This window comes from Flavobacterium sp. (assembly GCF_965284515.1).
GTDB lineage: Bacteria > Bacteroidota > Bacteroidia > Flavobacteriales > Flavobacteriaceae > Flavobacterium.
Map to the genome: position 1 here is coordinate 136,494 of NZ_OZ260089.1, position 12,002 is coordinate 148,495.

A 12,002-nucleotide genomic window follows, 5' to 3' on the forward strand; every position below is an offset into this window, starting at 1 on the left:
TTAAAAAAATACGTTTTTGAATTATTCACTCCGGTATAGAAAATTACATTCTCTCAGGAACATCAATTCCTAATAATTGAAAAGATGATTGAATAACTTCAGCAACTTTATTAGCCAATTGTACTCTGAAAACCTTTAATGCATTATCACTTTCTCCTAAAATAGACACGTTTTGGTAAAATGAATTGAATTCTTTAACTAAATCATAAGTATAATTAGCAATTAATGCCGGACTATGATTATGTGCTGCATTTTGAATAGTTTCTGGAAAAAGTTGAATTTGTTTAATCAACTCTTTTTCTTTTTCGTGTAATTCAATAGTATTTGCAGAAATAACGTTTTTATATTCGAAAGTTGCTTTTCTTAAAATAGACTGAATACGAGCATAAGTATACTGAATAAACGGACCTGTATTTCCAGCAAAATCAACCGATTCTTCTGGGTTAAACATCATTTGTTTTTTTGGATCAACCTTTAACATGTAATATTTTAAAGCACCTAATCCAATAGTTTTATATAATGCTGCTTTTTCTTCTTCTGAATAACCTTCAAGTTTACCTAATTCTTCTGAAATAGATTGCGCTGTTGTAGTCATTTCTAACATTAAATCATCTGCATCAACAACAGTTCCTTCACGCGATTTCATTTTTCCTGAAGGTAATTCTACCATTCCATAACTTAAATGGTATAAACTATCAGCCCAATCAAATCCTAATTTCTTTAAAATTAAGAATAACACTTTGAAATGATAATCTTGCTCGTTACCAACAGTATAAACCATTCCACCAACATCTGGATTGTCTTTTACACGCTGAATAGCAGTTCCAATATCTTGTGTCATATAAACGGCAGTTCCGTCTGAACGAAGTACAATTTTACGATCTAATCCATCTTCAGTTAGATCAATCCAAACAGAACCGTCTGGATCTTTTTCAAAAATTCCTTTTTCTAATCCAAATTGAACTACTTCTTTCCCTAATAAATAGGTATTGCTTTCGTAATAATAGGAATCAAAATCAACACCTACACTTTTGTACGTTTGTTCAAAACCATCATAAACCCATTGGTTCATAGTTTTCCAAAGTGCTACAACCTCAGCATCACCAGCTTCCCATTTACGTAACATTTCTTGGGCCTCAAGAATTGATGGCGCTAATTTTTTAGCTTCTTCTTCCGTTTTTCCTTCCGCCATTAATTCGGTAATTTCTTTTTTATAGTGTTTATCAAATTCTACATAGAAATTACCAACTAATTTATCTCCTTTTAAACCTGTAGACTGTGGTGTTTGTCCGTTACCGTATTTTTGCCAAGCCAACATTGACTTACAAATGTGAATTCCACGGTCGTTGATTATTTGAGTTTTATACGCTTTTTTACCAGAAGCTTTAATAATTTCGGCAACAGAATATCCTAAAAGAATATTTCTAACATGACCTAAATGCAAAGGTTTGTTGGTATTTGGTGAAGAATATTCAACCATAATAGCTTTTTCTCCTTCTTTTGGGGTTACAAAACCATATTTTTCTTCATTTTTAATTTCATTAAAGAAATCAATATAAAAAGCATTGTTGATTACAATATTTAAAAAACCACCTACTACATTAAATCGAGCAACTTCAGCTACATTTTCTGCTAAGTGTGTTCCAATTTTAGTTCCTATTTCAACCGGATTTCCTTTTAATTGTTTTACTAATGGAAAAACAACCATAGTTACATCTCCTTCAAAATCTTTCCTAGTTGCTTGAAATTCTACTTTATCTAATGATAAATCAAATAAACTATGAACTGCTTTTTGAATGTGAATGGTTAATGTTTCTTGTAATGTCATTTTTCTATTGTTTTTAAAGGTGCAAATATAATAAGAAGTTAGAAGTTAAAAGTCAGAAGTCAGAAGTTTTTAAAACAAAAAATGCGAATCAATTGAAACGCATTTTTAATTATTTATTCTATCCTTTTATTCCTAAATTCTTTCAACTTTTTTTAAAGAAATTACCAACGAATAATAACACTCCCCCAAGTAAATCCACTACCAAAAGCAGCCAAAACAACTAAATCGCCTTTTTTAATTTTACCTTTTTCCCATGCTTCTGTTAAAGCAATAGGAATAGATGCTGCAGTTGTATTTCCGTATTTTTGAATATTATTATACACTTGATCATCAGATAATTTAAATTTTGATTGAATAAACTGAGAAATTCTAAGATTAGCTTGATGAGGGACTAACATATTAATATCCGAAACTTCTAAGTCATTTGCTTGTAAACCTTCGTTAATTACTTCGCTAAAACGTACAACAGCATTTTTAAAAACAAATTGTCCGTTCATGTAAGGATAATAACTATCATCATTTGGATCATTATCCGCGATAATATCAGTTACCCAGCGCTTACCCATTCCTGGTGCAATTAAAGCTAATTCTTCTGCATGTTGACCTTCAGAATGTAAGTGAGTTGACAAAATACCTTTAGATAAATCCTCTTCTCTAGAAAGAACAGCTGCTCCTGCCCCATCTCCAAAAATTACTGAAACTCCACGACCTCTATCGGTCATATCCAATCCTGTTGAATGTACTTCTGAACCTATAACTAAAATATTCTTATACATTCCAGTTTTAATATACTGATCAGCTACCGAAATAGCATAAACAAACCCCGAACATTGATTACGAACATCAAGAGCTCCAACCGTTCTAAGTCCTAAATCGCGCTGCACTAAAACTCCTGGACCTGGAAAATAATAATCTGGACTTAAAGTAGCAAAAACAACAAAGTCAATATCTTCTTTAGCAACACCTGAACGCTCAATAGCAATCTCAGCAGCTTTAACCCCCATTGATGTGGTAGTATCTTCCCCTCTAATGATATGCCTTCTTTCTTGAATCCCAGTTCGCTCTTGAATCCAAGCATCATTGGTATCCATTAACTTAGACAAATCATCATTGGTTACTTTATTTTCTGGTACATAAAACCCTAATCCTGATATTTTTGAATGGTACATAGTTTAAAATTTACTAAAAAAGTTGAATTACAAATTTATGAAATTAAAAGTACTATTAAAATCATATCGAAACGTTATCTTTTAATTTTAAATAGAATTGGCTATTATTAGCCAGCAAAGTTCCGTGTTCAAAAAACAAAACTCCATTATCATAATGAGCTTCAATGAGATAATTTTTACCCTTAAAATAAGACTTTAATACTTCTATTTTTAAATTAGACCAATCTGTAATTTCAAGTTCAAAAGGATAAACCAATTGTTTTTCATCATTTAAACCTCCCAAAAAAAGAGCATCAATCTGATTTACATCGCCAAACAATTTACCAACATCAACACTATCTTTCGAATTAAACAACTCTATAGGCGTTCCTTCTGCAATTATTCCTCCGTTTTTAAGAACTATAATCTTATCAGAAAACGACAAAGCATCATCCATGTCGTGAGTTGCAACAATACAAGTAATTCCTTTCACTTTTGCATAATTAAAGACGCTTCTTCTTAAATTATTCTTTCTTGAATTATCAATATGGCTAAATGGCTCATCAAACAATAATATTTCTGGTTCCAAAGCCAAAACTCTAGCAATTGCGACTCTTTGCATTTGACCGCCACTTAAATTCTTAACCTTAACATCTGAAAAATCAGTCATTTCAACTAAGCGAAGTAAATCCGAAATACGCTCTTGCTTTTTTTCTGGATAAAAATTAGACAAATACTTACCAATATTTTCAGAAACAGTAATATAAGGCATTAAATCAAAATCTTGAGCTAAATACTTCATAAAAGGCATTCCTGGAACCAAATTAAACTTAGGTCCTAAAACTTCTGTTTCATTCCAGAAAATTTCACCTTCATTTAAATCTAGAAGTCCGTATATAGCTTTTAATAATGTACTTTTTCCACTTCCACTTTCACCCAAAATTGAAAGATGTTGACCATTTTCTAATGAAAACGAAACTTTATTAATGACTTTAGACTTTTGATATGAAAAAACTACATTAGTTAAGGAGAGCATTTTTTTTTATTTAAATCAAAAGTAAAAATAAAATAGCTAATTTAGAATTAACAAGATTGAATTAAAAAAAAATTTTTTATAAAAATTTTAATTATATATTGAACTATTGAAAACAATAAACCCCAAAAAAATGAAAAAACTTATACTTAACCTAAAATTTATTCTTGCCTTTTTATTAATACCTATTCTTTCTAACGCGCAATTTGCTGTAGAATTAAATTATGGTATGAATGGTTCTTATCAACCTAGTTATTCTGGATTTACACATTTTGGAGGTGGGTTAAGCTACGATTTAAACGAAACTTTTGCCGCTAAAATTGATTTTGCATCCGATAAATTTTCAATTGAAAACGAATTAGGAAACAAAACAGGTACAAAAAATACTCGTATATCTTTACAAGGTGTTATAAATTTGTCGGAATTAATGAATAGAGGGTCCAATTATAATGACTTTATAATTAGTGCACATGGTGGTGCAGGATTGTCAATTTTGAAATCTGATATAGCCGAAAATACTGGTACTGATCATATTTTAAATATAATTGTAGGGTTGAATCCAAAATACAAAGTAACTGATGGATTATTCCTAGGAATCGATGCCTCTTTGATTGCAAATATTTCTCAACATTATAATTTTGACGGAACACCTACCTATACTGGTGCGGCTAATTCGATTACTGGATTAATGTACAATTTATCGGCTACTGTTTTATATAAATTCGGAAATTACTAAACTTTAAAAAATAAAATAAAAGCCCAATTCGTTGAATTGGGCTTTTATATTTACGTCAATTTGTCAGTATATACTTTTTGGTACTCCTTTTGAAATAGAATTGGAAATGTTTAACTAAAAATTTATAAATTATGTCTTCAGGAAAAATTAATGTTTCAGTAGAAAACATATTTCCATTAATAAAGAAATTCTTATACAGCGACCATGAAATTTTCTTACGCGAACTAATTTCAAATGGAACAGATGCTACTTTAAAATTAAAACATTTAACTAGTATTGGCGAAGCTACTGTAGAATATGGTAACCCAAAAATTGAGGTTAAAATTGATAAAGAAGGTAAAAAAATACACATTATCGACCAAGGATTAGGAATGACATCTGATGAAGTTGAAAAATACATCAATCAAGTTGCCTTTTCAGGTGCAGAAGAATTTTTAGAAAAATATAAAGATACTGCCAAAGATTCTGGTGTAATAGGCCATTTCGGATTAGGTTTTTATTCTGCTTTTATGGTTGCATCCAAAGTAGAATTAATAACTAAATCCTACAAGGATGAACCAGCGGCACATTGGACTTGTGATGGAAGCCCAGAGTTTACACTAGAACCACATGACAAAAAGAACAGAGGGACAGAAATTATTTTACACGTTGCTGAAGATTCTTTAGAATTTCTAGAAGAAAGTAAAATTCGAGAACTACTTACCAAGTACAATAAATTCATGCCTATTCCTATTAAATTTGGAACGCGAAAAGAAAAAATTGAGCAGAAAAAAGGTGAATTTGTAGACAGCGAGAATAAAGACGAAATTTTTACTGAAGTTGAAGTAGACAACATTATTAACAATCCTAATCCTGCCTGGACAAAACAACCAGCGGATTTATCTGACGAAGATTACAAATCATTTTATCGTGAAATGTATCCTATGCAGTTTGAAGAACCGTTATTTAATATTCATTTAAATGTTGACTATCCATTTAATTTAACGGGAATTTTATATTTCCCTAAATTATCTGCAGATATTCAAATGCAGAAAGATAAAATTCAGTTGTACCAAAACCAAGTTTACGTTACTGACAACGTAGAAGGAATTGTACCTGAATTTTTAACAATGCTAAAAGGGGTTATTGACTCTCCAGATATTCCATTAAATGTTTCACGTTCTGGTTTACAATCAGATAGTAATGTAAAGAAAATTTCAAACTACATTACTCGTAAAGTTGCCGATAAATTGAAAGCTTTATTTACTGAAAATCGTGAAGATTTTGAAAAAAAATGGAACGATATTAAAATTGTATTAGAATACGGAATGCTTTCGGAACCAAAATTCTATGAAAAAGCTGGTGCATTTACTTTGTATCCAACTACAGACGATAAATACTTTACTTTAGAAGAATTAAAAGAAGCTACTAAAGATTCTCAAACTGACAAAGATGGAAAATTAGTTGTTCTATATGCGTCAAACAAAGATGCTCAACACAGTTATATTGAAATTGCAAAAGAGAAAGGATACAAAGTAATATTATTAGATTCGCCAATTGTTTCGCATTTAATTCAAAAATTAGAAGCCGACAATGAAAACTTGACTTTTGCACGTGTAGATGCTGATCATATTGACAAGTTGATTCAGAAAGAAGAAAATCAAATTTCTAAATTATCGGAAGAAGAAACAGAAAATTTAAAAAATGTTTTAGAAGCACTTATTCCAAAAGAGAAGTATTCTGTACAAATGGAAGCTATGGATAGTAATTCGGCACCATTTATGATAACTCAACCAGAATTCATGCGAAGAATGAAAGAAATGAGTCAGTCTGGCGGAGGCGGAATGTTTGGAATGGGAAATATGCCAGAAATGTATAATTTAGTTGTAAATACAAATTCTGAATTAGCAACTTCTATTTTAAGTACTGATGCAGATGATGCAAAAGCAACATTAGTAAAACAAGCGTTAGACTTAGCGAAGCTTTCTCAAGGTTTATTAAAAGGAGAAGAATTAACTTCTTTTGTAAAACGTAGTTTTGAAACATTGAAGTAAGAAAAAAAAACTAAAAACTAAACCTGTAAATGAAAATTTGCAGGTTTTTTTATAAATTTTAAACAATATTATAAATCATAAAATAGTGCGAAATACTTCCGCCTAAAACGAACAAATGCCAAATAAAATGTCCGTACGGAATTTTTTTAATTGCATAAAAAACAGTTCCTAAAGTGTATAAAACTCCGCCAAGTGCTAAGTAAAATAAAGCATCATCAGATAATAAATTTATTAATTGTTTATATTCAACTATAGCTAACCAACCCATAATTAAATAAATAAACAAAGACAGCTTATCTAATTTCCCAGTTAAAAACAACTTCATTACCAGTCCTAAAGCAGCAATGCACCAAATTACTAAAAATAGTGTCCAACCTGTCGTTTTTTCTAAAGTGATTAAGCAAATGGGCGTGTACGTTCCTGCTATTAATAAGAAAATACCAATGTGGTCAAAAATTTGTGCTTTTTGCTTTTTCTTCTCGTGTGAAATAGCATGATAAACAGTCGAAGCTGTGTAAAGAGCAATTAAACAAAAACTATAAATTAAAATACTTAACGTACTAAAAATGGTTAAGTCTCTATTTTTTAACAACAAAAAAACAAGTCCAAAAATACCTAATACAATTCCGGCTGCGTGCGAAATAACATTTAAAAATTCTTCTAGATTCTTTCCTTTTAAATTCATTTTTATAGTATTAATTTCCAATTAAGCCGCCTTCTTCTTTCTTGTCATTGTTCAACAAGCTAGGATCAACTTTTGCTAATTTATTTTTTGTTGGAATTTTATAATTCAATGTAAACCCAAATCGTCTTGTATCGTTTTTTGATTGCAATAAAACATCGGTTCCTGCTGAGCCAAAACCTTGCTGATTAGTATTTAAAATATCATCAAAATTAATAGCGACCGATAAATTATCATTTAAGAATTTTTTAGAAAAAGTAAAATCTAAACTATGACTAAATGATTCTCTCGCAATAAAATAATAATAGTTTCCATTTGGTGTACTATAGTTATAATTGGCAATAAAACTAATATCTTTTGGTAATAGAATTTGTGACATAAAATTAAAAATCCAAAAACCTTTTGTATTTAAATTAGGAATTTCATGCATTTGATAACTAGCATAAGCATATAAGAAATTAATTTTATCAGGATTAAAGTCAAATTTCAAGGTTTCGGCTAAACCTTTTGTAAACAACATATAAGGAATTGGCAAACCAATATTGAAGTTATGAATTCTTAATTCGGGAACATTTATACTTGTATTTAAGATAGTATTACTTGTTTCAGAAACTCTGTTCACTACTTGGTTTTTTGCTGAGCTTACAGAATAACCAACAAAGGCATAATCAAACGCACTAATTTTCATTTCTAAATTATCGAAAATTGTAGGCTGCAATTGTGGGTTTCCCGAATAATCAACGTTAGGATTTTGATAATTGGTATTATTAGGATTTAAAGCAGATGTACTTGGCAAACTTATTTTTTTATTATAATTTAAACTCACAAAAATTTGTGGATCAAAATTATATTGTGCACTTGCATTTGGAAAAAATTTAAATTGTTTAAACGGTGTCAAGTCTGCCGTATCAGTATTTCCTTTGATCAAGTAATCTTCAGCTCTGCTTCCTAAAATAAATTTAAAATTTTTATAATCCGTCTGAAATTCTGCATAAGCAGCTGCCGTTCTTCTGGTATAATATAAATTTTGAATATTATTGTTTTCAGCTTCAAAAGAAAGCTCGTCTACCAAAGTTCCAACACTAATTTTAGTTTGGTCTAAAAAATTAACTTCTTGAGAATAATCGATTCTAAAATTAAAATAGTCTTGCAAACTTGAGTTATCTAATATTGAAACATTTGAAAGACGTGAATCTAAATTAAAATTGGAAGCATTTCTATTAAAATTAAACCTGAACTCTAATTTTTTTGTTACATCGTCAAAATATTTTTGATAAGTTGCTAAAACATCTTGACGATTGCTTTTTGTTTTGCTAAAATCGTCTGAATTAAAACCAAATCCGTTTGCTAAAGTATAAGCATCGTTATTATTAAAATTCACATCATAATTCAATAACAACCTGTCTCTTTTTAAGTCAAACTTCAAGGCAGATCTTACATAGGTACTTCTTCCTACTCTATCAGCATCAGTATCAGACAAAATCACACTTGGACTAGAAATTGGTTTATTTGTTATTGTAGACAATTGTGCACTTTCTCTATAATTTTGTCCGATATTTAATTGCCAACCAAAATATTTATTTTTCGCATTTAATAATAGACTATTATTAAATCGGGCTCTTGTTTTATCATAATCGGTAAAATTTACACCCGAAGAATAAGTTGCGCTCAAATAATTTTTAGCTGTTCGGCTAGTTATAATATTTATAATTGCTCCGCCTGAAGTTGCCGGAAATTCGGCACCTGGCTGTGTAATAACTTCTACTTTTTCAATACTATTTGCAGGCATTCCTTCAAGAAAAGAATTCAATTCATTTGAATAAATATTCAAAGGCCTTCCATCTAAATATACTTCCAACTGCTTTCCTTGATACATCATTCCGGCAACATCAGAAATAATTAAACCAGGAAGTTTTTTTAAACCTTCTAAAACAGAACCTGAATTTAATTGTGGCTGTTCAGAAAAATCAAAAATAGTTCTATCCGCTTTCTGTTCAATGGCTTTCTTTTTTTGGACGACAATAACTTCCTTAAGTTCAACTTCTTTTTCTACTTTAGTCTCTTCTTGAGCAGAACTATTAAAAACAGTACCAAAAAAAACAAGAACCAATACTATATACTTACTCATCAAAACATTAATATTGTTATTAGACTAATTCTTATAAATTTGTTACAACGAAATTTAAATAAAATGAACTTACAACCTACTTTATCTAATGAATTAATTACTCTAAAACCTCTTCAAGAAGATGATTTTAATGCTTTGTTTGAAGTAGCTTCCGATAAATTACTTTGGGAACAACATCCAAACAAAGATCGATATAAAGAAGAAAAATTTAAAGTGTTTTTTGACAATGCGATTCAATCAAAAGGTGCTTTTGCGATTATTGATAATTTGACTCATAAAATTATTGGTTCCTCTCGATTTTATGAATTCAATAAAAATGAAAGTAGTATTATAATTGGCTATACATTTATTTCAAGAGAATATTGGGGCACAAATTATAATAATTCATTAAAAAAATTAATGATTGATTATGCCTTTCAATTTGTAAATAGAATTCATTTTCATGTGGGAGATACAAATTATCGTTCTCAAAAAGCAGTTGAAAAACTTGGGGCAATAAAAATTGGCGAATTACCTGATGATACTTCTCCAAAAACAAATTGGCTTTACGAATTAAAAAAATAATGGCATCTTTATTGCACTAAACAACAAAATGTTAAAAAATTAACTTTTATTTAAACCTTTTTAACTTTTTTGCATCTAATAAACATAACACTAAAACTATTGACTATGAAAAATTTAAAAAATTATGCCTTTGGAAGCTTCTTAGCTTTAAGTTTACTATTAACCTCGTGTAACAAAGATGAAGATATTGCAGTAGATACTGAACTACTTGCTGCTAATGCCCAAATTGATTTTGGAAATGAATTAGATTTTAATGCAGGAGTTGATGTAGCAAACGAAAATGGAAGTTATTCTAGTAGAACAACTAATGCATTTGAATCTCTTTCTGCTACTTGTGCAACAGTTACTGTAGACAACAGCACTCCTGGTGTTTTCCCTAAAACTTTTACAATAGATTTCGGTACAGGATGTTTGCATAATGGTATTCTTCGTTCTGGAATTATTACTGTTACATTTTCAAATTATTTTATCGAGTATGGCAGCACTATGACAATTACTCGTTCAAATAATTATTACGTGAATAATAGAAAACTTGAAGGAACAGTGGTTTATGAAAACATCACTACAAATACTTCAATTCCTAAATGGAACAGAACGGTATCCAATGGAAAACTAACTACATTAACAGGAGCAATCTATACTTTCTTTGGAACTAGAACTGTACAGCAAACGGAAGGTGTAGGAACGTTAACTCTAGGTGATAATACTTATGAAATTTTATCAGGAAATCACACTGTAACTAAGCCAAGTGGTAGTACTTTAACTGTTACGGTTGTTGAAACATTAATTAAAAAGTATTCTTGTAATTATATTTCACAAGGTCAATTAGATTTGCAAGGATCTTTCTTAGATGGAATTTTAGACTATGGAGACAATACTTGTGACAACCAAGCTACTTACACACACTCTGACGGTACGGTTTATAATGTAAATTTATAAATCTTAACAAAATATTGAAAAGCCTCTTTATAAGAAAAGAGGCTTTTTTTATGCCCTTCAATTAAACCTTTTAAAAATTTACATGTCTTATTACTAAAGAAAGTCATTATTCATATAAAAATAAATTAATATGAAAAAGCTAATCACAGTAATGTTAGTTGTATTTGGGATATCAACAAATTACGCGCAAGAAAACAATGAACAATTGGGAGATAACTTCAGTTTAGAAGGCGCTTTAGAAATGTTTAAAAAATCAAAATCATTAGAAGAATTTGAAAAATTAATTAATCTCGAAGATAGTAATGTAAATAATTTAGATTTAAATGAAGACGGTGAAATAGATTATATTAATGTTGAATCAATTAAAGATGGAGATACTCATGTTGTAATTCTTTCTACTTATCTAAATGAAAAAGACATACAAGATATTGCTACTATTGGAATTGAAAAAACAGGAAAGGAAGAAGCAGTCCTTCAAATTGAAGGTGATGAAAACTTATATGCTGCAAACACATATGTAGAACCCTATTCAGTAGAAAACAAAATTGAAACAAGTGATTATGGACCTAATGAACCAATTGTTAATCCATATAGAGTAGTTGTTAATGTATGGTTTTGGCCATGTGTAAAATTCATGTATCGCCCAGGATACGTGGTATGGAAATCTCCTTATCGATGGAAAAAATATCCTTCATATTGGAAGCCTTGGAAAAGAACAACTTATATGATTTTTAAAGGACGCTGTGTAAGATATAACACACATTTTCATAGAACTACAAAACATCGTGTAATAGTTGCAAAAAAAATATACAGCCCTAGAAGAAAAGTAGTTGTTAGAAAGTCGAATAATAAAACGAACGTGACTAAACGAAGATCAAAAATAAGGAGAAGATAAAAAAAGCCGTTGTAAA

Annotated in this window: 10 protein-coding genes; 5 read left to right on the forward strand and 5 right to left on the reverse strand. The window is 29.9% G+C overall.

The genetic code is table 11. From position 1 onward, the window contains the following. Positions 1–43: 43 nt before the first annotated feature. From argS to ACQ65T_RS00595, 3 genes are all read right to left on the reverse strand, one after another. A complete protein-coding gene (gene argS / locus ACQ65T_RS00585; RefSeq protein ID WP_430399179.1) occupies positions 44–1,828 on the reverse strand; it encodes an arginine--tRNA ligase in 1,785 nt (594 codons plus the stop codon). A 161-nt stretch (positions 1,829–1,989) separates the two neighbouring features. Beyond that, complete coding sequence (locus ACQ65T_RS00590; RefSeq protein WP_430399180.1) at positions 1,990–2,997, reverse strand: 3-oxoacyl-ACP synthase III family protein; 1,008 nt, start codon at positions 2,995–2,997, stop codon at positions 1,990–1,992. Between the two features lie 61 nt (positions 2,998–3,058). Continuing rightward, positions 3,059–4,012, reverse strand: coding sequence for an ABC transporter ATP-binding protein (locus ACQ65T_RS00595; RefSeq protein ID WP_430399181.1), 954 nt, complete (start codon positions 4,010–4,012; stop codon positions 3,059–3,061). Positions 4,013–4,142: 130 nt separating this feature from the next. Here ACQ65T_RS00595 and ACQ65T_RS00600 point away from each other — a divergent pair, with 130 nt between their 5' ends. Further along, on the forward strand, positions 4,143–4,745 hold the full coding sequence (locus ACQ65T_RS00600; protein ID WP_430399182.1) for a hypothetical protein: 603 nt from the start codon (positions 4,143–4,145) through the stop codon (positions 4,743–4,745). 131 nt (positions 4,746–4,876) lie between these two features. Continuing rightward, positions 4,877–6,778, forward strand: coding sequence for a molecular chaperone HtpG (htpG, locus tag ACQ65T_RS00605; protein WP_430399183.1), 1,902 nt, complete (start codon positions 4,877–4,879; stop codon positions 6,776–6,778). 58 nt (positions 6,779–6,836) lie between these two features. On the opposite strand, the gene trhA is transcribed toward htpG, so the two are convergent. Continuing rightward, positions 6,837–7,463 carry a PAQR family membrane homeostasis protein TrhA gene (gene trhA, locus ACQ65T_RS00610; protein WP_430399184.1) on the reverse strand — a complete coding sequence of 209 codons (627 nt, stop codon included), beginning with the start codon at positions 7,461–7,463 and terminating at the stop codon, positions 6,837–6,839. Between the two features lie 10 nt (positions 7,464–7,473). Continuing rightward, positions 7,474–9,588, reverse strand: coding sequence for a TonB-dependent receptor domain-containing protein (locus ACQ65T_RS00615; protein WP_430399185.1), 2,115 nt, complete (start codon positions 9,586–9,588; stop codon positions 7,474–7,476). 63 nt (positions 9,589–9,651) lie between these two features. Here ACQ65T_RS00615 and ACQ65T_RS00620 point away from each other — a divergent pair, with 63 nt between their 5' ends. The 3 genes from ACQ65T_RS00620 (at position 9,652) to ACQ65T_RS00630 (ending at position 11,986) form a co-directional block, all read left to right on the forward strand. After that, a complete protein-coding gene (locus ACQ65T_RS00620; protein WP_430399186.1) occupies positions 9,652–10,152 on the forward strand; it encodes a GNAT family N-acetyltransferase in 501 nt (166 codons plus the stop codon). 105 nt (positions 10,153–10,257) lie between these two features. Then, positions 10,258–11,091, forward strand: a complete 834-nt coding sequence (locus tag ACQ65T_RS00625; RefSeq protein ID WP_430399187.1) for a hypothetical protein — start codon at positions 10,258–10,260, stop codon at positions 11,089–11,091. A gap of 130 nt (positions 11,092–11,221) precedes the next feature. Then, complete coding sequence (locus ACQ65T_RS00630; RefSeq protein ID WP_430399188.1) at positions 11,222–11,986, forward strand: hypothetical protein; 765 nt, start codon at positions 11,222–11,224, stop codon at positions 11,984–11,986. Positions 11,987–12,002 lie beyond the last annotated feature (16 nt).